Here is a 24,075-nt window from a genome sequence, read left to right as displayed (position 1 = left end):
ATACGAGAATGTTCAGTTCTGATGCTGACTTCAATAAAAAGTAACAACGCTGTTTCATTTTTGTGATGACGATCTCCATGCGGTGGCTTCGCGCGTCGAAATCCTCGAAAAACTGACGAAATGTGTAGAATAGCGAATCATTTTTATTTTTCAGGTGTGCCTGATGTCGACAATGCAGGAAGTAGCGTCAAGAGCAGGCGTCTCAAAAGCCACGGTTTCGCGGGTGCTTTCCGGGAAAGGCTATGTGACCCAGGAAACAAAAGATCAGGTTTTTAAAGCCATCGAAGAAACCGGCTATCGCCCGAATTTACTGGCCCGTAATCTGGCGACCAGCAAATCGATGTGCATCGGCCTGGTGGTCACCAACACCTTGTATAACGGCAATTATTTTAGCGAACTGATCTCGCAGGCCGCCAAAAAACTGGACGCCAACGGGCGGCAACTGATCCTGGTGGACGGCAAAAACAGCGCTGCCGAAGAGCGCGAGGCGATCGATTTCCTGCATGATTTACGCTGCGACGGCATCATTATTTATCCGCGCTTTTTAACGGTCGATGAAATGGACGTGATCATCGATAAATATAAAAAACCGGTGATGGTGGTAAACCGTAAGCTGAGAAAACATCAGAGCCACTGTATTTATTGTGATCATAAAGGGTCGAGTTTTCAGGCCACCCGGACATTGATTGAACGCGGCCATCGCGATATTGCGTTTATTACTGGTTCAATGGATTCCCCGACCGCCACTGAACGTCTGTCGGGTTATAAAGACGCCTTAATCTCTGCCGGAATCGGGGTGAAGGAAGACCTGATCGTGGCCGGGAAATGGTCACCGGCCAGCGGCGCAGCGGCGGTCGAAACCCTTCTCGCCCGTGGCGTCACGTTCAGCGCGCTGATTGCCAGCAACGATGACATGGCGATCGGCGCAATGAAACAGCTCAGCCACGCCGCCGTCGCGGTACCTGCGCAGGTCTCGGTAATAGGCTTTGATAATATTCCTACTGCGCCGTTTTTAATTCCCGCGCTCTCCAGCGTGAAAGATCCGGTCAGCGATATGGTCAGCGAAGTGATTAACCAGATTATTTCGATGCTCGATGGCGGGTATTTATCACAACAGAATCAGTTTACCTCCGACGTTATTTTGCGCGAGTCGGTCATTGACGGGCCCTATTATTCCACGGCGCTCTCCGACCGCGAACCTGCACTAAAATAAGGCGGCGTTTGCCCTGCCCGAAATGCCCTTTTTATGTCAAGCCGCAACCTGTTGCGGCTTTCTTATTTCTGCCTGACCCGCCCCCCTCAATTGCCTTACAAACCCTTAAGCTTTTTGTGCCCTTTCATTAAAGCCCGGCAGGTTACTGCCGATAACTTTTACGCCTCTTTCAGACCAAAAGTGAAATTTCACTTAAGGCCGATCTTTTTGCTAAAAAGGCTTAATTTTAAGCACGTTAGAGGCAAAATTTGACGAACTGAGAATTATCTTATGCTAACGTTTCACCGCACATCACAGCAGAAATGCGTCGGGAACAGGCGCACTATTTAGCCGGACTCTGATTTGGGAGGATCCCGCACAGAGGCGGCCAGCTAGCAGGCAAAATATAATGAACGAAGATTCTGACGTACTGTATCGGTTGCTGGTTCAACGCGTAGAAGATTACGCTATTTACATGCTGAAACCCGATGGCACCGTGGCGAACTGGAATGCCGGTGCGCAGCGCGCTAAGGGCTATTCGCCTGAGGAAGTGGTCGGGAAGCATTTTTCGTGTTTTTACACCGAGGAAGATAAAAAAAGTGGCTGGCCGCAGCACGGGCTGGAGACGGCACGGGAAACCGGCCGCTATGAATCCGAAGGCTGGCGACAGCGCAAAGACGGTTCACGCTTCTGGGCGCATGTGATCATCGAAGCCCTGCGTGAATCCGGTAACATCATCGGTTTTGCCAAAATCACCCGCGACGTCACCGAACGCCGTGAAAATGAACAGGCGCTGATGTATGCCAAAGATCTGGCAGAATCCAACAGCGAGCAACTCTCCGCCCTCACCCAGTTTCTCAACACGGTGATCGCCAATATTCCTTCGTCTGTGATTGTCGAAAACGCTGTCTCACGGGAAATTTTGCTGGTGAATCGTCAGGCTGAACGTCTGCTGGGCATTTCGCGCGAAGAGATGCTGGGTAAACGTCCGCAAGACTGCATGGGCGTCGGCCTGAGCACCTTTATCAATAAGCAGTCAGATGAATGTCTGCGGGCAGAAGGCGTGCATAAAAGCGAGCAGCAACTGCTGACCGCCGTGGGTGACCGCACGCTGCAAACCACCAGTTCGGTGATCCGCGGGCACGATCCGCAAACCAGCTACGTCATGATGATCGCCGACGACGTGACTGACCAGCACGCCGCCCATGCGCGTATCCACCACATGGCGCACCACGATAATCTGACCAGCCTGCCCAACCGCATCCTGTTCAGTCAGCGCCTCAACGAAGCCCTGCAACACGACAGTTACAGCCACACGCATACGGCCACGCTGTGTCTGGATCTCGATAATTTCAAAAACGTCAACGACGCACTCGGTCATCAGGTCGGCGATGAACTGCTGCGCGCCATTGCCAAACGGCTGCGCATGACCCTGCGTGACGACGATACGCTGGCGCGAATTGGCGGCGATGAGTTTGCCGTGGTGCTGCCGGGGCTGAAAGATATCTCCGATGCGCATCAGATCTCAAAACGCCTGATTGAATCGGTGCGCCCGCCGGTGATCATCGACGGTCACTCGTTGTCGGTCGGCCTGAGCATCGGTATTGCGCTGGCAGATTCGACGGATAACTCCCCGGATCAGCTGCTGCGCTGCGCGGATATGGCGCTGTACGAAGCCAAACGCAATGGCCGCAACCGCTATGAAGATTTCCGCATTGAGATGGACGCCGCCGCGCGTAAACGCCGTGTGGTCGAAATGGATCTGCGCGACGCCATAACCTGCAATCAGCTGCGTCTTTATTACCAGCCGATCACCGATGCGCGGCACGATGCCGTGATGGGCTATGAAGCGCTGATGCGCTGGCACCATCCGCAAAACGGGCTGATCATGCCGGTCGATTTCATCCCGATTGCCGAAGAAACGGGCCTGATACACAGCCTGGGATCTTTTGCGCTGCATGAAGCCTGTCGCGAGGCCGCTACCTGGGCGGGAAATCAGACAGTGGCGGTGAACCTCTCGCCGATCCAGTTCAAAAACAGCGGTCTGGTGTCCGTCGTTGAATCGGCTCTGGCCGCCTCGGGGCTTGCGCCGGAACGGCTGGAAGTGGAAATCACCGAGTCCGTGCTGCTGGACAACACGCTCGGAAATGTCGGTACGCTGCGCCAGCTGAAAGCGCTGGGCATCCGCATCGCGCTGGACGATTTTGGCACCGGGTATTCGTCACTGAGCTATCTGCGGTCATTCCCGTTCGACAAAATCAAAATCGACCGGTCATTCATTAATGATATGCAGGACAGTCCGGAAGCGCTGGCGATTATCCGCGCCATCACCGGCATGAGCCGCAGTCTGGATATTCAGACCACCGCCGAAGGCGTGGAAACCGACGAGCAGTTCCGGCGTCTGAAAGAAGAAGGGTGTTCGCTGTTCCAGGGGTATTTTTTTGGACGGCCTCAGCCCTCAGAGTCCCGCCTGCTGGGCTTTACACCTGTCTGATGCTAGCCATTAGACACGACACCCGCCCTTTTTGATCGGGCAATAAAAGGGGCTTTTTTCGGTTAATTCAGCCGATTACATCACAGCGTTGATAAAACGACCGCCGCCCGCTTATCGGAGTACGTTAAGCGGGCGGCGGTTTTCACCTCACGTTACGGCTCAGATCATCGGTAAATTCAGGTCATGCCGCGCTGCGCATTCGGCTGCCTGTTCATAGCCAGCATCCGCATGACGCATGACGCCGGTCGCCGGATCATTCCACAGTACGCGCGCCAGCCGGGCATCCGCCTCGGGTGTGCCGTCCGCCACAATCACCATGCCCGCATGTTGCGAGAAGCCCATACCGACGCCGCCGCCGTGGTGCAGGCTGACCCAGGTCGCACCGCCTGCGGTATTGAGCAAGGCGTTCAGCAACGGCCAGTCAGACACCGCATCCGAACCATCTTTCATCGCCTCGGTTTCACGGTTTGGCGATGCCACTGAACCAGTGTCCAGATGGTCGCGGCCAATCACCACCGGCGCTTTCAGCTCGCCGTTGCGCACCATTTCGTTGAAGGCCAGACCGGCAATATGACGCTCGCCCAGCCCCAGCCAGCAGATGCGCGCCGGGAGTCCCTGGAAGGCAATGCGTTCACGCGCCATGTCCAGCCAGTTGATCAGATTGGCATTATCCGGGAACAGCTCTTTCAGTTTGGCATCCGTTTTGTAGATATCTTCCGGGTCACCGGAGAGCGCCACCCAGCGGAACGGCCCTTTGCCTTCGCAAAACAGCGGGCGGATATAGGCCGGAACAAACCCCGGGAAATCAAACGCATTAGTCACACCTTCGTCTTTTGCCACCTGACGGATGTTGTTGCCGTAATCCACGGTCGGGATGCCCATCGCGTGGAAATCCAGCATCGCCAGAACGTGTTTCGCCATCGAGGCTTTCGCGGCCTTAATCACTGACTGCGGGTCGGACTGACGCGCCGCCTGCCATTGTTCCAGGCTCCAGCCTTCCGGCAGATAACCGTTCAGCGGGTCGTGTGCGGAAGTCTGGTCGGTGACCATATCCGGACGCAGGCCGCCTTCTTTGGCGCGTGCCACCAGTTGCGGCATCAGCTGAGCCGCGTTACCCAGTAATCCCACGGAAATCGCTTTCTTCTCTGCACAGGCTTTTTCGATCATCGCCAGCGCCTCATCAATGCTGTGCGCCTTGTAATCGAGATAGCGGGTGCGCAGGCGGAAATCAATGCGCGATTCCTGACATTCAATCGCCAGCACGCAGGCGCCGGCCAGCACACCGGCCAGCGGTTGTGCGCCGCCCATACCGCCCAGACCGGCCGTTAAAATCCACTTGCCGCGCAGGTCGCTGTTGTAATGCTGACGCCCTGCTTCGGCGAAGGTTTCGTAAGTGCCCTGGACGATGCCCTGCGCACCGATATAGATCCACGAACCGGCGGTCATCTGGCCGTACATCATCAGCCCGGCTTTATCCAGCTGGTGGAAGTGCTCCCAGTTTGCCCAGTGCGGCACCAGATTGGAGTTGGCGATCAGCACGCGGGGCGCATCGGTGTGCGTACGGAACACGCCCACCGGTTTACCGGATTGCACCAGCAGCGTTTCGTCTTCACGCAACTTGCGCAGGCTGTCGAGAATGGCTTCGAAAGCCGGCCAGTTACGCGCCGCTTTGCCAATGCCGCCGTACACCACCAGATCGTCCGGGCGCTCGGCCACGTCCGGGTCGAGGTTATTCTGCAACATGCGGTAAGCCGCTTCGATCAGCCAGTTCTGGCAACTGAGTTCTGTGCCGTGCGGGGCACGAACTACGCGGGCAACGGCAGTTTTTTGTGGAGCGTTCATTTTCGTATCCTTTATCGGGTCAGGAGAATCAGGCAAAACTTGGCAACAGCGCTTCAATGACCACCGGCCAGTGTTCACGGGTGGCCCACAGACGCATCATCTCGACATCCGGTGCCATCAGGCGGTCTTGTTCAAGGAAAGGCACGTCGGCGCGAATGGCTTTCAGCTCGTTTTCCAGCAGGGCCGAACTTTGCAACGGACGGTGGAAATCGATGCCCTGCGCCGCGGCCATCGCTTCGATGCCGACCACCACGCTGGTGTTAAAGCACATGTCGCCCAGACGCCGCGCGGCGTAGGTCGCCATGGACACATGATCTTCCTGATTGGCCGACGTGGGCAGGCTGTCCACGCTGCCGGGGTGCGCCAGAGATTTGTTCTCGGATGCCAGCGCCGCGGCGGTGACCTGCGCAATCATAAAGCCGGAATTGACTCCGCCGTCGTTGACCAGGAACGGCGGCAGGCCTGACAACCCGGTATCAAGCAGCAGCGCCATGCGGCGTTCTGAAATCGCGCCGATCTCAGCAATCGCCAGCGCCAGAATATCCGCCGCAAAGGCCACCGGCTCGGCGTGGAAATTCCCGCCGGAAATCACCTCTCCGTTCTCAGCAAACACCAGCGGATTATCAGACGCCGCGTTGGCCTCAATACGTAAAATACGTGCGGCGTGATGCAAATTATCCAGGCAGGCGCCCATCACCTGCGGCACACAGCGGATGGAATAGGGATCCTGCACGCGGCTGCACCCGGCATGGGAAGTGACAATGTCACTGCCCGCCAGCAGTTCCGACACCGCCGCGGCCACGGCGATTTGCCCGATCTGCCCGCGCGCCTGATGAATACGCGGATCCAGCGGTTTGACGGACCCTTTGATGGCCTCCAGCGACAGCGCACCGGCGACCAGACCGGCGGAGAAGACCCGCTCGGCCTCAAACAGCCCGGAGAGCGCCAGCGAGGTGGACACCTGCGTGCCGTTAAGCAGCGCCAGCCCCTCTTTCGGCCCGAGTTCAAACGGCTCAAGCCCGACGACCGCTAACCCTTCGCGGGCTGACACTTTCTGCCCTTTTACCGTCACCTGCCCTTCGCCTATCAGCATCAGGGAAAGATGGGCCAGCGGCGCTAAATCGCCGGATGCCCCCACCGAGCCTTTTTCCGGAATGCAGGGATACACCCCGGCGTTAAACAATTCGATCAGCGCGTCGATCACCGCCATCCGGATCCCGGAATGCCCGCGCGACAGGCTCAGCACTTTGGTCGCCATCACCAGCCGCACCACGTTATCGGCCAGATCTTTGCCTATGCCGACGCTGTGTGACAGCACCAGATTACGTTGCAGTTCCGCCAGCCGGTCCGCCGGAATACGGGTTTGTGCCAGTTTGCCAAAACCGGTATTGATGCCGTACACCACCTTGCCGGACTCCACAATGCGAGTGACCGTTTCCTGTGAAGCCTGCACGTCGGCCCGTGCTTCCTCAGCCAGTTCGAGACGCACGTTGCCCTGATAAATGTTGCGCAGCATCGGTAAATCAACCAGACCCGGTTGCAGGTGGCAAAGGGTCAATTCTGTGGATGAAGAAGCCATAATCTATTCCTGTATAGACAAGTGAAGCTAAGAGTTCACCCTAACCAGACCGGAGCCTGTCGGGTGGCTGTACGCTACTGATTAGTGAAAGACGATCGCGGCCCAGAGCAGCAGGCTGTCCGGGTGTTCTGTATGTATCCGGGCGGTGTCTGCGCGGGCAGCCGGTGTGGCCCGGCAAAACCCTTCTCCCTGCCTGATGCGCCGTCCGTCCGGCATCTGCCATTCACCGCTCACAACATAGATCACACCGCTCTGATCGGTGGAAACTGACAGCGTTTCCCGTGCGGCAATCACCTGCGCATGGCACACCGCGCGGCGCGTCATGATGTTGAAATCGGTGGTGACGCCTGCGGTGAGACGTGCGGTGATCGCCAGTTCGCCGGGGAAAGCAAAGGGTTCACCGGCGCGGGTCAGGGAGTGGCTGATGTCCGGTGGCGCGAGCAACTGTGCGCCTGCGCCGGAAAGCAAAGTGATAGAGCGGTCAATGCCGGGAAAAGCTGAAAACGGGCCGTCCTGCGCGATAGTGGCGATGCTGGCGCGCCAGTCAAAATCTGCGTTTCCTTGCGCAGCGCTGAGGATTTCGCGGGTTTCCCCACCGCCGTTACGCCAGAGGGTGACCGGCAGTCCGGCGAAGGTGAAATGCTGCCAGCCGGTCATGCGACGTCCTCCGCCAGTTGCTTCAGCACCCGCAGGAAATCTGCGGCGGCGGCCTGTTGCTGCGCGTGTTGTCCGTCAATAATCCGGGCAATCCCCCCGACATAAACGTCGCGGATTTGCCCGGCGTGACCGGCAAACAGCCAGCGGTTGAGCAGCTCACTGTTTTTAGCAGCCGCCAGATAAGGATCGTTGCCGTCCAGCACCAGCCAGTCGGCGCGAAAACCGCTGGCGAGTTTGCCAATACTAACGCCGCACGCCTGCGCCCCGCCCTGTAAAGCCTGTGAATACAGCACATCACCCACCGAGTGTTGATGTGCCAGCGTCAGACGGTTACGGCGCTGATCGCGCAGACGCTGGCCGTATTCAAACCAGCGCAGTTCTTCCACGACGTTGAGCGAAACGTGGCTGTCGGAGCCGATGCCCCAGCGGCCCTGGTGCCCGAGGTACTCCACACCGGGGAAAATACCGTCGCCTAAATTGGCTTCCGTCGTCGGGCATAATCCGGCGACAGCACCGCTTTTCGCCATGCTGGCAAGCTCAAAACGGTCGGCATGGGTGGCGTGAATAAGACACCAGCGGCGGTCAATATCGAGATTATCGTAAAGCCAGGTGATCGGACGCTGTCCGCTCCAGCCGAGGCAGTCGTTCACTTCTTTCAGCTGTTCGGCAATGTGGATATGCACCGGCGAGTGCGCATCGCCCGCTGCCAGCACCTCACGCATTTGCCCGAGGGTCACCGCGCGCAGGGAGTGAAAGCACAGCCCGCTATTTTGCAGAGGTTTGCCGCTGAGCTGCTGGCGAACCACCGCCTGCTGTTGCAGATAGCCGTCCACATCCTGAATAAAGCGTTTCTGGCCGGGCTGCGCAGGCTGCCCGCCAAATCCTGCGTAGCGATACAGCACCGGCAGCAGCGTCAGACCGATGCCTGCCTGCTCCGCCGCGGCACTTAACTGCGCGGTCATTTCACCGCGATCGGCATACGGCTGCCCGCTGACATCATTGTGCAGATAGTGGAATTCGGCGACCTGGGTATAACCGCCCCTGAGCATTTCGATGTACAGCTGGCGGGCGATGATACCGGTTTGCTCCGGCGTCAGGCGCTGCACCATGCGATACATCAGGTCGCGCCATGTCCAGAAACTGTCCTGCGGATCCCCGGCGACTTCCGCCAGACCGGCCATCACCCGCTGGAAAGCATGCGAATGCAGGTTAGGCATTCCCGGCACAACCGGCCCTGACAGCCTGATGCAGTCTTGCGAATCGCTGCCTGCGGTGACCGCCGTCAGCATTCCGGCAGCATCCACGTCCAGACGTACATCGTGCGCCCAGCCTTCGGCGAGTAAAGCGCGTGAAGCAAAATAAGCAGCCATGACATCGTTCCTGATTAAACATGGGGAAATAAAACCCGATGTGAGAAAGTTTTGAGCAACTTGTCTATACATATACATATGCCTGATTGCGCTGTAAACTTGCAACAGGAATTTTTTTGATTTTTGTTTCCGTCGTCCTCTTTTCGTTTGCCTGCCCGTGGTGGACACTACGGGGCTGTATCAGGGATCCCATTCAGCCATTGCACATCTGACAATGCGTGTGAAATGAAGAGCGTTGAAAACTCAATGAACGAGGTAAAAGACATGTCGGAGCCGACGCCACTTTTGCAGTACGGTGCAGCGCAACAGGGAGTGTCCCAGCAGACATTGTCCGAACTGGCCGCCGCGATGAGCGACACCCCCGCCCCGATCTATCAGCGCGTCAAACAGGCGATCATCAGCCAGATCCGCGCAGGCGTGTGGAAACCGCATCAGCGTGTGCCGTCGGAAAGCGAACTGGTGAACGAACTGGGCGTCAGCCGCATGACCATCAACCGGGCGCTGCGAGAACTGACCAGCGAAGGTTTTCTGATCCGCATGCAGGGTGTCGGCACGTTCGTTGCCGAAGCCAAGGCTTACACCCCGATGCTGGAAGTGCACAACATTGCCGATGAAATCGCCCGGCGCGGCCATCGCCATGACAGCAAAATTCTGGTGTGCGAAGCGCGGCTGGCCGATGCCGCTCAGGCGCAGCAAATGGAAATCGCCCCCGGCGCGATCCTGTTCTATTCGCAAATTGTCCATTACGAAGACCGGGTGCCGGTGCAGATTGAAGAACGTTTCGTCAACCCCGAGACTGCGCCGGACTATCTGCAGGAAGTGCTGAACAAACAGTCGCCGTACACGTATCTGATGACCATTGCGCCGCTGACCGCCGGTGAGCACCGCGTTGAAGCCATCAGTGCCAGCGACGAACAGCGGGAGCTGTTGCAACTGGGTGAACATGAGCCTTGTTTGCTGATCCATCGCCGCACCTGGAGCGGCAACCGCGTGGTCACCTCGGCACGTCTGATTTATCCCGGTTCCCGTTATCAGCTGTTCGGACGTTTCACCAGTCACGGTTAAGCGGCTTTTCGCTTGCCGGTTATCGGCGAATGCGCTAGGTTGACTTTAGTTGTCTATACAAGATGATTATCCCGACAATTGATCGCCACCTGGAGCCTGCCATGCCGGTAACAACGTCCCCGCACTCTTCTGCCCCCTCCCGCGATTGTGACAGCGTATGGCGTGGTGCCACGCTGGTCACCATGCAGGACGGGCACTATAACCTGATCGAAAACGGCGTGATCGCCGTGCGCGACGGCCACATTCTCTGGGTCGGCAGCGAGGCTGACTGCCCGGATTTTCCCGGCGCCGTGGAACATGCGTTTTCAGGCGGGATCATCACGCCGGGGCTGGTTGACTGCCATACCCATCTGGTTTTCGGCGGTGACCGCAGCGCAGAGTTCGAGCAACGTCTGAACGGCGTGAGCTACGCGGACATTGCGGCGGCAGGCGGCGGAATTTTATCGACGGTGAACGCTACCCGCGCGGCCAGCGAGGAGGAACTGCTGGCGCAGGCATTGTTCCGCCTGCAACCGCTGCTGGCCGAGGGCGTAACCTGCGTGGAGATTAAATCGGGTTACGGCCTGAGCGTGGAAAGCGAAATCAAAATGCTGCGGGTGATCCGCAGGCTGGGGCACATGTTGCCGGTGGAGGTGAAATCCACCTGTCTTGCCGCGCACGCTCTGCCGCCGGAGTTCAAAGGCCGGGCTGATGATTACATTCAGCTGATTTGTGACACCCTGCTGCCGGTGGTTGCCAGAGAACACCTGGCGGACGCCGTGGATGCCTTTTGCGAACACCTGGCGTTCTCGCCGGAACAGGTCGAGCGGGTTTTCACTGCCGCTCAGGCTCTCGGCCTGCCGGTGAAAATTCATGCTGAACAACTCTCTTCCCTGCACGGCAGCGCGCTGGCCGCACGTCATCACGCGCTGTCTGCCGATCATCTCGAATACGCCACCGACGCCGACGCTATCGCCATGGCGGCCAGCGGTACCGTGGCGGTGTTGCTGCCGGGCGCGTATTACCTGCTGCGCGAAACGCAGTGCCCGCCCGTCGCCCTCTTTCGCCAGCACGGCGTGCCGATGGCGCTGGCCAGTGATGCCAATCCGGGCACGTCGCCCGCCCTTTCCCTGCGTTTAATGCTGAATATGGGCTGCACGCTGTTTCGCCTCACGCCGGAGGAAGCGCTGGCAGGCGTGACCTGTCACGGCGCACGCGCGCTGGGTTTGCAGGCCACACACGGCACGCTGGAGGTGGGAAAAGTCGCCGATTTTATTCACTGGCCGCTTTCGCGTCCGGCTGAGCTGGTTTACTGGCTGGGTGGTCAGCTGCCCTGCACCGTTGTTTATCGTGGTCACTCCCGTGGAGACGTTCGTTTATGAGCCTTTCAGCTAATCACGTTATCGCCAATCCTTACCATTTTATCCGGGGAACTGCGCCGTTGCTGATCAGCATTCCTCACGCAGGCACGCACCTGACGCCGGAAGTCGCCAGTGGTCTGACGGATGCGGCGCTGCCGTTGTCTGATACCGACTGGCATATTCCCCGCCTGTACGATTTTGCGCGCGCGCTCGGTGCCAGCATTCTGGTGGGTGAATATTCACGCTTTGTGATTGATCTCAACCGCCCGGCGGACGACACACCGCTTTATGCCACGGCCACAACCGGGCTGTTCCCCGATACCTTGTTCGACGGACGCCCGACCTTTAAACCCGGCATGGAACCAACCGCCGCACAGCGTCAGCAGTATCTGGCGCAAATCTGGCAGCCGTATCATCAGACCCTTCAGGCGGAACTGGCGCGGATGAAACAGGAATTTGGCTATGCGTTGCTGTTTGATGCGCACTCCATCGCCTCGCGCATTCCGCGGCTTTTCGAGGGTAAACTGCCGGATCTCAATCTGGGCACCAACGACGGCGCGAGCTGCCTGCCGGGGCTGAGCGACGCGGTGGAAGGCTGTTGCCTGCAACAAACGCGGTTTAGCCACGTGCTCAACGGGCGTTTTAAAGGCGGATACATCACCCGCGAGTACGGGCAGCCGCAGGCCGACCAGCACGCGGTTCAGCTGGAGCTGGCACAGGTAAATTACATGGAAGAAATCGAGCCCTTTGCCTGGTCCGAAGACAAAGCCACCGAACTTCAGGGCGTGCTGAAACCGCTGCTGGCGGGCATGCTGGCATGGGGAGAGTCGCACTACCGTTAACCCTTTGCGGTGCAGGTTTCCGGCCTGCACCCTCCGTTTTCCCGCGCAGCGCCTGCTGTCATTTCCCCGTCACATAATCTCTTTAGGCTCATCTCACCAAAAAGTCCCAAAGAGGATAGTACCGTCATGAACATTCCAGCTTTTACCGGCGGGAATGCGCCACCGCGCATTGCTTCTCCCCCCGCTATCGCCATCCATCAGGTGTCCCATTTTTTCGGGAGCAACCGGGTACTCAATCACGTCAATCTTTCGGTGCCTTCAGGCACGATCCTCGCCCTCCTCGGCCCTTCGGGTTGCGGCAAAAGCACGCTGCTGAAAATGCTCGCCGGTTTATTGCATCCCGCCTCAGGACAGATCTGTTTTGACGGCAACGTCGTTGCCAGCGGAACGTTCAGTCTGCCGCCGGAACAACGCAATCTCGGCATGGCTTTTCAGGATTACGCACTGTGGCCGCACATGAGCGTCGGGCAAAACGTCGCGTTTCCGCTGCAAATGCGCGGTATTCGCGGCGCAGCCCGCCACGAGAAAGTGATGGCCGCGCTGGATCGGGTCGGCCTGGCCGATTTCGCCTCCCGTCGTCCTGCCGAGCTTTCCGGCGGGCAGCAACAGCGTGTGGCACTGGCGCGGGCGATTGTCGCCGAGCCGCGCATTTTGCTGTTCGACGAACCGCTGTCCAATCTTGATCGCGACCTGCGCGAAAGCCTGTGCGAAGAGATGGCAACGCTGCTGCGCCAGCTCGGCACCACGGCGGTGTATGTCACCCACGATCATCACGAAGCCCGCGCCCTGGCTCACCGGATCGCACGCATGGATCAGGGCGCTATCGCCAGCATTGACCTGAATGACACCTCCGTCGTTTCCCCTTTTGTTGCTTAACCTCTGATGGAATTACACACATGAATCGCACACGATTTTCCGGAACCAAAACAGGCGTAATCACCGCAATGACTCTTTCTCTCGCAATGGCAGCAGGCAGCGCCCAGGCGCTGACCCTCTATACCGCCGGGCCGGGTTCGCTGGCTAAAAAACTGGCGGCAGGCTATGAAAAACAGACCGGCGTGAAAGTCGATGTTTTTCAGGCAACCACCGGCAAAGTGATGGCGCGACTGGAAGCCGAACAGGCCAATCCGCGCGCTGACGTCCTGATTTCCGCCTCGTGGGACACCGCGACCGATCTCGAACAGCGCGGCTGGCTGCTGCAATACCAGAGCCCGAACGCAGAACAGGTGCCGGCGCAGTTTAAAACGTCGTATTACGTCGCGCAGGGCATTTCCGCGCTGGGCATTGTGTGGAACACCAAAAGCGGCACCCCGGAACCGAAAGACTGGGGCGACCTGACCAAACCGGAGTTCAAAGACAAAGTCACCACGCCGGACCCCTCTCTTTCCGGCGCCTCGCTGGATTTGCTGATCGGGTTACAAAATGCCCACGCCCAGCAGGCATGGCAATTATTTGATGACCTGAAAGCCAACGGCATGATTATCGCCGGGCCGAACGCGCAGGCGCTGACGCCGGTGTTACAGGGCGCGAAAGCGGCAGTGTTCGGCGCGGTGGATTACGTTTCCTACGCCAGCATGCAGGACGGCGAATCGGTCAAAGTGATTTTCCCGGCCAGCGGCACCGTGATTGCCCCGCGCCCGATGATGATCCTCAAATCCAGCCAGCAACAAAAAGACGCCAAAGCTTTCATCGATTATGCCCTCTCGCCGGAAGGCCAGAAGCTGGTGGCGGATGCCTGGCTGATGCCGGCGCGCACGGACATCGACGCCAAACGTCCGTTGTTCAAATCCCTGAAGCTGTTGCCGGAAGATCCGCAGGCTTCTGCCTCACGTAAAGACGTTCTCGATCGTTTCGCAAAACTGTTCGCCCAGCCATAACGCCCGCCGGGCTGCGTTGCCGCAGGTTGCGCAGCCCGTTTCTGAGAACCGAATCATGAATAAGAACGCTTTTTTACCGGGCGTGACCGGCCTTGCGCTGCTGTTGCTGGTCGCCATACCGGTGAGTTTTGTGGTGTTACAGGCGGTTTTTCCGCATCTGGACACCAGCAGCTATCATGCACCTTTCAGCGCATTTCGCCGCGTTTTCGCCGAACCTCAGCTCTCAGGGCTTATCGGTACGACCTTACAGGTCGGGCTCGGCGTGGCGTTATGCAGCGGGCTTGTCGGTATTCCGCTCGGCGCCCTGCGCGGGTTGTTCCGGCTGCCGTGCGCCGGGCTGTGGGATGTGCTGTTTCTGGTGCCCTTTTTACTGCCGCCTTACATCGCCGCGCTGTCGTGGATGCTGGCGTTGCAGACCAACGGTTATGTGCAGCAACTGCTGCCGTGGCTGCATCTCAATGATTTCCTGTTTTCCCTGCCGGGGATGATCGTGGTGATGACGCTGAATATCTTTCCGGTGGTCTATTTCGCCGTCTCACGCAGTATGGCCGCCAGCGGCAGTCGCCTGGCCGATGTGGCGCGGATCCACGGCGCGGGCCCGTGGCGGGCATTCTGGCGGATCACGTTACCGATGGCCTTACCGGCGATGGCGTCCAGCCTGTTGCTGGCATTCACGCTGTCGATTGAAGAGTACGGCGTGCCCGGCGCACTCGGTTCACGCAGCGGCATTCTGATGCTGACCACCGGCATCGAGCAGCGCCTGGCTGACTGGCCGATCGATTTGCCCGGTGCGGCAGTGCTTTCGCTGGTGCTGGTGGCGATGGCGCTGTGTGCTTACAGCGTCCAGCGCGCGGTGCTGGCGGGTAAAAATGTGGAAAGTATGACCGGGAAACCGGCAGACCTGACGCAAAAATCCCTGGCTGGCCGGACGATCCCGGTGATGATTTTGTTTTCACTGGTGGCGCTGATTGCCGTCGCGCTGCCGCTGCTTTCGATGCTGGCGACCGCATTTTCCGGCACGCTCTCAGGCGGCCTTGCGCTTTCGAATCTGACCCTGCGGCATTTCAGCGCGCTGTTTGCTGCGCACGGTGACGCGATCGGGGCGCTCTCCACCAGCCTCAGTCTGGCGGCGGGCACGGCGCTGATCGCCGGGCTGACCGGCTTTCTGGCATCCTGGCTGGTGGTGGTACGGAAAATTCGCGGTGCGGCGTGGATCGACGGGCTCTCTTTGCTGCCCGCTGCGCTGCCGGGCATTGTGGTCGGCGTCGGGTTGATTCTGGCGTGGAACCGCAGTTTCTGGCCGGTGACGCCTTACAACACCTGGGGGATTTTGCTGCTGGCCTATTGCTGTTTGCTGCTGCCGTATCCGGTGCGTTACGTCAGCGCAGCGCTGAAACAGATTGGCGGAAATCTCGATGCAGCCGCGCGGGTGCATGGTGCCACGGCGGCACAGACCTTACGGCTGATCCTGCTGCCGCTGGTGTTTCCAAGCCTGCTGGCGGCGATGATGATGGTGTTTGCCGTCGCTTCACGTGAACTGGTGACCTCCCTGCTGCTCTCCCCGGCGGGCGTACAAACGGTATCGGTGTTTGTCTGGCGGCAGTTTGAGCAGGGTTCGGTGGGCGACGGCATGGCGATGGCTTCCGTGGCGGTGTTACTGAGCCTGACGCTGATGTTAGCGGCGTTCAGGCTACAGCAACGGCAGGCGGCTTAACTTTCCCGCTGAGGTTGCGGGTGCGGGCGGTCGCCGGAAGGGATCAGTAAACCGGCGGCGACCGCCAGTACCGAAATCACCGCCGAGACCACAAACACCCAGTGCAAAGAGGCCGCAACGCTTTCGGTTATGGCACTGAGCTGACCGGCTTCCATCGCGACACGCGTGGCTTTCTCCATCAGTTGCTGTACCGGATCGCTCACCTCAGGCAAACGGTATTGCAGATTAAGATTGAGCGTCGCGCCCAGCAACGCCGTGCCGATGGCCGACCCGAGCATGCGGGTAAACAATGTGGATGCCGTGGCAATTCCACGTATCTCTGGCCCGACGCTGTTTTGCACCGAAACGATAAACGTGGTGTTACACAATCCCATGCCCGCACCGATGGAGAACGCCGCCAGACGCGCAACCCACAGGCCGGACGTCGGTGAAAGTAACAACAGCGCCAGACTGCCGCCCACCAGCAAAATCCCGCCGATGACCGCCGTGGCGCGGTATGACGTCGTCTGCATCAGCCGGCTACTTAACATACTCGCCAGCGGCCAGCCAATCGACATCAGCGCCAGCGTGGTGCCCGCCTGTAACGGCGTGCCGCCAAGCACGCCCTGCACGTAAGTCGGCAGAAACGCGCTGATCCCCATCATGGTCGCACCGATAATCAGGCCGCCGACGTTACCGGCGATGATCACTTTGCTCTGCCACAACGCCAGCGGAAACAGCGGCTCCGGCGTTTTGCGCTCCTGACGAATCAGCAACAGCGCGCTGCACACGGCCAGCGCAATCAGCCCCAGCGCCCAGTATCCCAGCACTTCAGCCTGCAGCAGCGCCAGCAGCAACGCCGCCACTGAGAGGGTCAGATAACCGGTACCGGCCAGATCCAACTGATGCTGTTTACGCTGACCGTCCGGCGGCAGGTATTTGATTAGAATCCCCATCGCCACCAGACCGATCGGTACGTTGACCCAAAACACCACTGCCCAGTGGAAATGCGACACAATAAACGCGCCCATCAGCGGCCCGACGATGGCCGAAACACCCCACACGCTGGAGAGATACCCCTGCGCTTTCGCCCTTTCCTGCGGGCCATAGACGTTGGCGATAAGCGTGGTCGCAATCGGCGTGATCGCCCCGGCGCCCAGCCCCTGCAACGCTCGAAAACCGATCATCCAGCCAAGGGATGGCGCGAAGCCACAGAGAACGGAGCCGATTAAAAACAGCGTGGTGCCGATGAAAAACATTTTCCGGCAGCCGTACAAATCGGCCAGCCTGCCGTACACCGGCACGGTGATCGCCTGGGTCAGCAGATAGACGGCAAACACCCAGCCAAGCAGGGAGAAACCGCCCAGATCGCCAATGATGGTCGGCATCGCGGTCGCGACAATCGTCACTTCCACCGCCGCCATAAACATCGACAACATACAGGCGATGAGGATCAACGGTCGGTGGGCATTTTTAACGACAGGATCGTGCGCAGATTGTGTTTCTGAGGTGTGAGTGACGGCCATGTTCTCTTTTTTCTTCAGATTGATGCGTTAATGCTAATCCCGAATTATAGACAAAAAAACGGCTCCGGGTCAGAGAGACGGAGCCGTTTAATTGATGAGCAGATTTTACAACGCTGACGTCAGGCGCGGGTCAGGGTTTTCAGATCAAAGCTTGAGAGGTCGATAAACTTCGCCATATCGCGGCTTTCTGCGCGGGGTAAATAGGGAATTTCACCCAGCAGCGGTGCTGAAATATTGGCGGTCAGCGCATCGATAGTCTGCTGATAATGTGCAAGGCATGGGTTAATTCGATTCGCCACCCACCCTAACAAGGGTAAACCGTCGGCAATAATAGCCTGCGCGGTTAATAGCGCGTGGCTGACACAGCCTTCCTGAATACCGACCACTAACACCACCGGCATATTTTGCTGGCGCACCCAGTCGGAATATAAAAGATGCGGAGTAATCAACGTTCTCCAGCCATCACATCCTTCAACAATCACCGAATCAGCCTCTTCCCGCATAAAATTGAGGCCGCTGGTCATTATTTCAAACACATTCTCAGGTATTTCACTGGCATAAATATCTTCATCAGTTAATGCCAGAGGCGTTATTTTTTTGAAAGGATAAGCAATAGAAGATGACTGCTGGAGAGTTACCGCATCTTTATTTCGAACCCCGTCGGCCAACTCCTGGCTGCCTGTTGCAATAGGTTTATAGCCCAGAACGCAGCGATCCTGCGCGGCTAAGGCCTGAAGCAAGGCACGTGTGACAATGGTTTTACCTACACGGGCATCCGTACCCGTGACGAAAAAGTGCGTTAACATGGAATTCAGGCTCCGGGATCTCTCCGTCTTATTGAAAGATAATCTCCGGTAAAAAACACCGCCAGAGACAAAGTAACGACGGAAAGTCTAGGCGATGCGAGATGCGAGCGGTTTGCGTTAGCGCAATGTTTTGTTGACCAGCGAACGAAAGCTTATTCTGATTTATTTTAAATCAGACAGTAACGTTATAAAAAAAACTCAGCCTTGCAGAAGCTTAATCAGTAATGATCCGCTGTAGAGCGCGTCTTTAACTAATGCCGCGCCAGGCATTGTTCCCTGATTATAAAATTGCGTGGATTCAAGTTTGATATTTTCGCTATATGCAGGAAGTGATTGCTGCTGAATACAGGACATTATCGCCGGATGCAGAATATCCTGAGATAAATTAAGCGGTGAGCCGATGAGCACTTTTTCCGGATTGAACAGATTGACCATGATCGCCAGCATCCGGCCTACGCTCTGGCCGACGCCGATAATGACATCGCGCGCCAGCTGATCGCCCCGGTTGGCGGCGTCGCAGACGGCTTCAATGGTCAGCGACACGCCGTGCAGCAGGCTGGCGGGTGCGGATGCCGTCAGACGCTGGCGCACCAGTTCGAGAATGCTGTCGGTGCTGGCCACGGTTTCCAGACACCCGTGATTGCCGCAGTAACAACGTTTACCGTAAGGATCGACCTGCGTGTGACCGATTTCCACCACGCTGCTGCTGCCCGCATGCAGCACGCGCCCGCTGGTGATCACCCCCGCGCCGACGTTGTGATCGATAACAATCTGCACCACGTTTTTGCACCCGCGCGATGCGCCGTATAACGCTTCCGCCAGCGTCCAGGCGCTGATGTCATGTTGTACGAAAACCGGCAAACCGGTGTGTGTGCTGAGCGTATCGCCCAGCGGCATATCGAACACGTCATGGTAAAACGGCATACGGTGAACAATGCCGCGCCGCGCATCAATCATGCCCGGTAAGGTGATGGCGATAGCGGTAAGGCGTTCGAGTTTGCGCTGGTGACGGATGAAGAACTGGTCGATTTCGGCGATGATGCGCTGCATCAGCGGCTGCGGGGCCTGCTCGGGCAGCGGCAGCACCTCTTCCACCACCAGTTTACTGCTCAGATCACGCAGCCCCAGGGTGATCGACCCCAGACTGATGCGAGCGGAAAGATAATGCCAGGCCTGAGTATCCAGGGCTAAACCGATGGCGGGACGCCCGCGGCTGCCGGGATCCTGAAATTCCGTTTCCAGCACCAGATGCGCCTGAATCAGTTCACGGACAATTTTGGTAATACTGGCGGGAGCCAGCTGGGCTTTTTTGGAAAGCTCAATGCGCGAAATAGGACCAAACTGATCGATCAGGCGATACACAGCACCGACGTTGGTTTGTTTGATTTGATCAATATGGCCGGGCTGCCCATCGGGGATCACTCAAGGAACTCCTGTTATTTTCGCGCTTCAAAATAAAGATTAGAGGCTATGGTGGGGTTTTTGCTATATGTCGTCAACTATTTGATTCGTTATGTGATTCGGTGCACATATTGCGTGAAAACACGTTCGGAATTGACTGGAAATACAGCAGATTTTGTCATAGGTCAGAGCCCGTCCTCGGCCATCATCATTGCCATAAACGCCGTCGCCGACGCCGTCATGGGCCGTTCGGCGTGATTCACCAGCCAGAGTTGCGTGGTGCCTTCCATTTTTCCAAAGCGTAAATAGCGCACGCCCTCGACCTGAATACGCAGGTAGGAGGCCGGTAAAATTGAGACGCCCAGCCCCGCCGCCACCAGCCCGATAATGGTCAGCGGTTCGCCGACTTCCTGCGTGATATAAGGCGTGATCCCCTGCGTTTTCAGCTGCACCAGAATGTCGTCATACAGTGACGTCCCCACGTCTTTAGAGAAAAACACGAAGGGCTGATCGGCAAGATGCTGAAACGTCAGTTCGCCTGCGGGAAGATCGTTGAGCGGATGGTCTTTGTGCACCACGGCAATCAGCGGCTCCGACCACACCTGCTGATGCGCCAGCTGCGGCGGCAATTCGCCGTTGCGCATGATCCCCAGATCGAGTTTTCCTTCCAGAAGCGGTTCGATCTGCTGTTTGCTGTTGAGCTGCTCAATGCGGATATTCACCGCGGGATAAGTCAGGCGAAAACGGTGCAAGGTACGGGAAACACGCTGGAGAAAAGGCGCTGATGAGGTCAGCCCGAGGGTCAGATTGCCCGCCTCGCCGCGATGAATACGCGCCGCCTGTTCCGAGGCTTCTTCCACACGCTGTAAAATCTGCCGCGCTTCCGGCAGGAATGCGGCACCCGCCTGTGTCAGCCGCACCGTGCGGTTGCTGCGATAAAACAGCGCTGCGCCCACATGGGCCTCCAGTGCCTGAATTTGCTGGCTCAGCGGCGGCTGCGAAATGTGTAAACGCTCCGCCGCGCGGCCGAAATGCAACTCATCAGCGACGGCAATAAAGTAACGCAGGTGGCGCAGTTCAATGTGGCTCATGGCGCGGGTCTGACTCCGATTGATATTTTAAACATATCGTTTCAGCGAAATTAATATATTAGACAATATAAAGCCGACTGTTAAAATTTTCATACATTTTCAAATAGTTTTTATCATCACCCTGGTTAAGGACTCTCAGTGAAAACCACCCGGCGGAATGCCGCTGCACCTTCCCGCGACTCAGTGAATGACGACGAACTCAATCCGGACATGCCCGTCGTCCGCTCCGGCCTTAAAACACCTTTCATTAAACGTGGTACACCGCAATTCATCCGCGTCACCCTCGCCCTGTTTTCTGCGGGTCTGGCGACCTTTGCGCTGCTCTACTGCGTTCAGCCCATATTGCCGGTGCTGTCCCATGATTTCGGCGTGTCGCCGGCCACCAGCAGCCTGTCGCTGTCGTTGTCTACCGGTCTGATGGCCATCGGCCTGCTGTTCACCGGGCCGGTTTCTGACGCCGTCGGACGGAAATCAGTGATGGTGGTGGCGCTGCTGCTCGCGGCAGGCTGCACGCTGGTCTGTTCGGTGATGCAAAGCTGGGACGGCATTCTGATGATGCGCGCCCTGATTGGCCTGTCACTCAGCGGCGTGGCTGCGGTGGCGATGACCTATCTGAGCGAGGAAATTCACCCGAGCGTGGTGGCGTTCTCGATGGGGTTATACATCAGCGGGAACTCCATTGGCGGCATGAGCGGGCGTCTGGTCAGCGGCGTACTGACGGATTTCTTCTCCTGGCGCATCGCCATTGCGGTGGTCGGTGTCTTCGCGCTGGCGGCGGCAATCATGTTCTGGCGAATTCTCCCGCCGTCTAAGCACTTTCGAGCCAGTTCGCTGAAACCGCGCAAGCTGCTGATCAACTTTAAATTGCACTGGCGCGACAGCGGTTTGCCGTTGCTGTTTATCGAAGGTTTTCTGCTGATGGGCAGCTTCGTGACCATGTTTAACTATATCGGTTATCGCCTGCTCGGCACGCCTTACAACATGAGTCAGGCCATTGTCGGGATTTTATCGGTGGTGTACCTGATGGGCACCTACAGCTCTCCCAAAGCGGGCGTGCTGACCGGTGTTTATGGCCGTGGGCCGGTGCTTATCGGTGCCACCGGCATCATGCTGCTGGGCATTGTGATCACCGCGTTTTCACCGGTCTGGCTGATTTTCATCGGCATGATCCTGGTCACCGGCGGGTTCTTCGCCGCCCACTCGGTCGCCAGCGGCTGGATCGGACGCCGTGCGCGCCGTGCCAAAGGCCAGGCTTCCTCACTGTACCTGTTCTGCTATTACGCCGGGTCAAGCGTCGCCGGTACGCTTGGGGGATTCTTCTGGCACGCCTACGGCTGGTACGGGATCACCGGGTTCATCAGTTTGATGCTGATAGCCGGCCTGGGAGTTGGGGTGAAACTGATGCGGTTATCTGAGAATTGACGCGCACTTGCGCAAATGATAATTGTTATCATGTAAATTCACTTTGCCAGGCAGGTTTGTATGACACCGAACACGGATTCCGCCGCCACATGTTGCATTGTCGGCGGCGGCCCCGCGGGCTTAATGCTGGGGTATTTGCTGGCGCGCAAGGGCATCGATGTGACGGTGCTGGAAAAACACCGTGATTTTCTTCGCGATTTTCGCGGCGACACCATCCATCCTTCCACCCTCGACATTATCTGGCAGCTCGGCTTTCTCGACGAGTTTCTGAAACTTCCGCATCAGCGGGCAGAAAAACTTTACGGCGAGATCGACGGCAAGGAAACCACGCTGGCGGATTTCAGCCATCTGCCGACACAATGCAAATTCATCGCGTTTATGCCGCAGTGGGATTTCCTTAATTTCATCGCCGGTAAAGCCGCCCTGCTGCCGAATTTCCGGTTGATTCATCATGCACAGGTGTTGTCGTTGCAGGAAGAGAATGGCCAGGTAACGGGCGTGATTGCCAACGTGGCGGGCGAAACACAGACCTTCAACGCCGATCTGGTGGTGGGCTGCGACGGGCGCAATTCAATTGTGCGTGAAAAGGCCGGTATGGAAATTCGCCGTTTTGGCGCGCCGCGCGACGTGCTGTGGCTTAAAATCAACAAGCGCCCGGACGATCCGCAGTGGTCAATGGGCCACCGCGGTCCGAAGAAAAACTTCATCATGATCGACCGGGGTGATTACTGGCAGTGTGGCTATTCCATCCCGAAAGACAGCCTCGACGCGCTCAAAGCGCAAGGGATCCCGCCGTTCCTCGATCTGCTGGCCGCGGTATCGCCGTTCGAACGCGCACGCCTGGCCGAGGATATTCTCAGCTGGGACGACGTGCGTCTGCTGGTGATCCGCATTGACCGTCTCAAGGCGTGGGCGAAACCGGGGCTGCTGTGCATCGGCGATGCGGCTCATGCCATGTCGCCTATCGGCGGCGTCGGCGTGAATCTGGCGATTCAGGATGCGGTGGCGACCGCAAATATCATCACTGAACCTTTGAAAGCCGGACGCCTGACGCTCAGGCATTTAAAGCGCATCCAGCGCCGCCGCGCGTTTCCGACATGGGCGACGCAGTCGCTACAAATTATGATCAGCCGTGCGGGGCAAAAAAAACGCACCAAACCTCCCTCCCGGATGGAGGCGTGGCTGCGCGGGCGCAAATTTATCCCGTTCTTGTTTGGGCGCCTGATTGGCGTGGGGTTTTATCGGGAAATCCCGAAGCTTTGATTTTGGGTTGGCCGCCCAAACTGGCCTTAAGGTCAAAGTCGTGGGTTGCCACCCACACGGGCCTTAAGGTCAAAACCGTGGGTTGCCACCCACACGGGCCTTAAGAGGCGCCTATCGCCGCGCCTCTTAAGAATCTCCGGCTCTTTTACTGCGCGCTACCGCTTGCTGGCTATGTTTCAGTTACCACGGCGTAAGGCTGGAAATCTTGCCGCTGCGCGGTACCTTCGTTTCGGGATTGCAGACTCTGGTCTGCAACCTCTCACTCAGCAAGATTTCTGAATCGCCCGCACGATCTTAAATTCAAAAGCAGAATGATTCCCATCTTTTCAAAACTCTGGTCAGCAACCTCTCACTCAGCGAGATTTCTGAATCGCCCGCACGATCTTAAATTCAAAAGCAGAATGATTCCCATCTTTTCAAAAAGTTAACTGGCGTGCTCAAAATCCAGCTGAACGGAGCGGCTTCGAGACCTATGGCTCGAAGACCGAGTGAAGGCAGTGCGAAGCACCTGGATTTGCGCCACTCACGATAGCTGCGGAACATGTCCGTCGTTCCTGCGATAGCGCGCAGTAAAAGAGCCCGGGGGGTCTTGGGGGGCGGCGGCGATATGCCGCC

Annotated in this window: 19 protein-coding genes; 10 read left to right on the top strand and 9 right to left on the bottom strand. The window is 57.8% G+C overall.

Going from position 1 to position 24,075, the window contains the following annotated elements; genetic code table 11:
• Positions 1-163 precede the first annotated feature (163 nt).
• Both J1779_RS02200 and J1779_RS02195 read left to right on the top strand, forming a co-directional pair.
• On the top strand, positions 164-1,213 hold the full coding sequence (locus J1779_RS02200) for a LacI family DNA-binding transcriptional regulator (RefSeq protein ID WP_217202740.1): 1,050 nt from the start codon (positions 164-166) through the stop codon (positions 1,211-1,213).
• A 388-nt stretch (positions 1,214-1,601) separates the two neighbouring features.
• A complete protein-coding gene (locus tag J1779_RS02195; RefSeq protein ID WP_056777448.1) occupies positions 1,602-3,686 on the top strand; it encodes a putative bifunctional diguanylate cyclase/phosphodiesterase in 2,085 nt (694 codons plus the stop codon).
• 159 nt (positions 3,687-3,845) lie between these two features.
• On the opposite strand, the gene hutU is transcribed toward J1779_RS02195, so the two are convergent.
• The 4 genes from hutU to J1779_RS02175 form a co-directional block, all read right to left on the bottom strand.
• The gene (gene hutU, locus J1779_RS02190) at positions 3,846-5,528 is read right to left on the bottom strand and encodes a urocanate hydratase (protein WP_056777453.1); all 1,683 of its coding nucleotides are present in this window, start codon (positions 5,526-5,528) and stop codon (positions 3,846-3,848) included.
• 28 nt (positions 5,529-5,556) lie between these two features.
• On the bottom strand, positions 5,557-7,107 hold the full coding sequence (gene hutH / locus J1779_RS02185) for a histidine ammonia-lyase (protein ID WP_217202739.1): 1,551 nt from the start codon (positions 7,105-7,107) through the stop codon (positions 5,557-5,559).
• A gap of 81 nt (positions 7,108-7,188) precedes the next feature.
• The gene (locus tag J1779_RS02180) at positions 7,189-7,764 is read right to left on the bottom strand and encodes a HutD/Ves family protein (RefSeq protein ID WP_217202738.1); all 576 of its coding nucleotides are present in this window, start codon (positions 7,762-7,764) and stop codon (positions 7,189-7,191) included.
• On the bottom strand, positions 7,761-9,134 hold the full coding sequence (locus J1779_RS02175) for a formimidoylglutamate deiminase (RefSeq protein WP_217202737.1): 1,374 nt from the start codon (positions 9,132-9,134) through the stop codon (positions 7,761-7,763). Before J1779_RS02175 ends, J1779_RS02180 begins: the two co-directional genes overlap by 4 nt.
• A gap of 264 nt (positions 9,135-9,398) precedes the next feature.
• Between J1779_RS02175 and hutC the strand changes: the two genes are divergently transcribed.
• From hutC to J1779_RS02145, 6 genes are all read left to right on the top strand, one after another.
• Complete coding sequence (gene hutC, locus J1779_RS02170) at positions 9,399-10,199, top strand: histidine utilization repressor (RefSeq protein ID WP_136376670.1); 801 nt, start codon at positions 9,399-9,401, stop codon at positions 10,197-10,199.
• Between the two features lie 101 nt (positions 10,200-10,300).
• Positions 10,301-11,560 (top strand): imidazolonepropionase, encoded by a 1,260-nt coding sequence (hutI, locus tag J1779_RS02165; protein ID WP_217202736.1) that lies wholly within the window; start codon positions 10,301-10,303, stop codon positions 11,558-11,560.
• Positions 11,557-12,381 carry an N-formylglutamate deformylase gene (gene hutG, locus J1779_RS02160; RefSeq protein WP_217202735.1) on the top strand — a complete coding sequence of 275 codons (825 nt, stop codon included), beginning with the start codon at positions 11,557-11,559 and terminating at the stop codon, positions 12,379-12,381. Before hutI ends, hutG begins: the two co-directional genes overlap by 4 nt.
• A 126-nt stretch (positions 12,382-12,507) precedes the next feature.
• The gene (locus J1779_RS02155; protein ID WP_122095411.1) at positions 12,508-13,257 is read left to right on the top strand and encodes an ABC transporter ATP-binding protein; all 750 of its coding nucleotides are present in this window, start codon (positions 12,508-12,510) and stop codon (positions 13,255-13,257) included.
• Between the two features lie 20 nt (positions 13,258-13,277).
• Positions 13,278-14,258: an ABC transporter substrate-binding protein gene (locus J1779_RS02150; RefSeq protein WP_217202734.1), complete on the top strand. Its 981-nt coding sequence runs from the start codon at positions 13,278-13,280 to the stop codon at positions 14,256-14,258.
• A gap of 55 nt (positions 14,259-14,313) precedes the next feature.
• Positions 14,314-15,972 (top strand): ABC transporter permease, encoded by a 1,659-nt coding sequence (locus tag J1779_RS02145; RefSeq protein WP_217202733.1) that lies wholly within the window; start codon positions 14,314-14,316, stop codon positions 15,970-15,972.
• Here the strand turns inward: J1779_RS02145 and J1779_RS02140 are convergent.
• The 4 genes from J1779_RS02140 to J1779_RS02125 all read right to left on the bottom strand — a co-directional run bounded on the left by J1779_RS02140 (position 15,969) and on the right by J1779_RS02125 (position 20,775).
• Entirely contained in the window at positions 15,969-17,477 is a 1,509-nt protein-coding gene (locus tag J1779_RS02140) for an MDR family MFS transporter (RefSeq protein WP_217202732.1), read from the bottom strand. The genes J1779_RS02145 and J1779_RS02140 overlap by 4 nt on opposite strands.
• Positions 17,478-17,596: 119 nt before the next feature.
• Positions 17,597-18,283, bottom strand: a complete 687-nt coding sequence (gene bioD, locus J1779_RS02135; protein ID WP_056777489.1) for a dethiobiotin synthase — start codon at positions 18,281-18,283, stop codon at positions 17,597-17,599.
• 198 nt (positions 18,284-18,481) lie between these two features.
• On the bottom strand, positions 18,482-19,705 hold the full coding sequence (mlc, locus tag J1779_RS02130; protein WP_056777491.1) for a sugar metabolism global transcriptional regulator Mlc: 1,224 nt from the start codon (positions 19,703-19,705) through the stop codon (positions 18,482-18,484).
• Between the two features lie 164 nt (positions 19,706-19,869).
• Complete coding sequence (locus J1779_RS02125) at positions 19,870-20,775, bottom strand: LysR family transcriptional regulator (RefSeq protein WP_056777494.1); 906 nt, start codon at positions 20,773-20,775, stop codon at positions 19,870-19,872.
• 138 nt (positions 20,776-20,913) lie between these two features.
• Between J1779_RS02125 and J1779_RS02120 the strand changes: the two genes are divergently transcribed.
• On the top strand, positions 20,914-22,197 hold the full coding sequence (locus tag J1779_RS02120; protein WP_183846878.1) for an MFS transporter: 1,284 nt from the start codon (positions 20,914-20,916) through the stop codon (positions 22,195-22,197).
• Positions 22,198-22,257: 60 nt separating this feature from the next.
• The gene (locus J1779_RS02115; RefSeq protein WP_217202731.1) at positions 22,258-23,460 is read left to right on the top strand and encodes an FAD-dependent oxidoreductase; all 1,203 of its coding nucleotides are present in this window, start codon (positions 22,258-22,260) and stop codon (positions 23,458-23,460) included.
• Between the two features lie 390 nt (positions 23,461-23,850).
• Here the strand turns inward: J1779_RS02115 and J1779_RS02110 are convergent.
• Positions 23,851-24,075 (bottom strand): hypothetical protein (locus tag J1779_RS02110; protein WP_217202730.1); only part of this gene is annotated, 225 nt, incomplete at its 5' end.

It is taken from the genome of Rahnella rivi, assembly GCF_019049655.1.
Taxonomy (GTDB): Bacteria; Pseudomonadota; Gammaproteobacteria; order Enterobacterales; family Enterobacteriaceae; genus Rahnella; species Rahnella rivi.
The sequence above is the reverse complement of the archived record's forward strand: the minus strand, read 5'-3'. Positions and strand labels throughout refer to the sequence as shown.

Excerpts from the sequence above, each read along its gene's own strand:
- J1779_RS02145 (WP_217202733.1), top strand. The coding sequence starts at position 14,314 with ATGAATAAGAACGCTTTTTTACCGGGCGTGACCGGCCTTGCGCTGCTG.
- J1779_RS02115 (WP_217202731.1), top strand. The coding sequence starts at position 22,258 with ATGACACCGAACACGGATTCCGCCGCCACATGTTGCATTGTCGGCGGC.
- J1779_RS02175 (WP_217202737.1), bottom strand. The coding sequence starts at position 9,134 with ATGGCTGCTTATTTTGCTTCACGCGCTTTACTCGCCGAAGGCTGGGCG.
- hutI (WP_217202736.1), top strand. The coding sequence starts at position 10,301 with ATGCCGGTAACAACGTCCCCGCACTCTTCTGCCCCCTCCCGCGATTGT.
- hutH (WP_217202739.1), bottom strand. The coding sequence starts at position 7,107 with ATGGCTTCTTCATCCACAGAATTGACCCTTTGCCACCTGCAACCGGGT.
- hutC (WP_136376670.1), top strand. The coding sequence starts at position 9,399 with ATGTCGGAGCCGACGCCACTTTTGCAGTACGGTGCAGCGCAACAGGGA.
- hutU (WP_056777453.1), bottom strand. The coding sequence starts at position 5,528 with ATGAACGCTCCACAAAAAACTGCCGTTGCCCGCGTAGTTCGTGCCCCG.
- hutG (WP_217202735.1), top strand. The coding sequence starts at position 11,557 with ATGAGCCTTTCAGCTAATCACGTTATCGCCAATCCTTACCATTTTATC.
- J1779_RS02155 (WP_122095411.1), top strand. The coding sequence starts at position 12,508 with ATGAACATTCCAGCTTTTACCGGCGGGAATGCGCCACCGCGCATTGCT.
- J1779_RS02150 (WP_217202734.1), top strand. The coding sequence starts at position 13,278 with ATGAATCGCACACGATTTTCCGGAACCAAAACAGGCGTAATCACCGCA.
- J1779_RS02195 (WP_056777448.1), top strand. The coding sequence starts at position 1,602 with ATGAACGAAGATTCTGACGTACTGTATCGGTTGCTGGTTCAACGCGTA.
- J1779_RS02200 (WP_217202740.1), top strand. The coding sequence starts at position 164 with ATGTCGACAATGCAGGAAGTAGCGTCAAGAGCAGGCGTCTCAAAAGCC.
- J1779_RS02125 (WP_056777494.1), bottom strand. The coding sequence starts at position 20,775 with ATGAGCCACATTGAACTGCGCCACCTGCGTTACTTTATTGCCGTCGCT.
- J1779_RS02180 (WP_217202738.1), bottom strand. The coding sequence starts at position 7,764 with ATGACCGGCTGGCAGCATTTCACCTTCGCCGGACTGCCGGTCACCCTC.
- bioD (WP_056777489.1), bottom strand. The coding sequence starts at position 18,283 with ATGTTAACGCACTTTTTCGTCACGGGTACGGATGCCCGTGTAGGTAAA.
- J1779_RS02140 (WP_217202732.1), bottom strand. The coding sequence starts at position 17,477 with ATGGCCGTCACTCACACCTCAGAAACACAATCTGCGCACGATCCTGTC.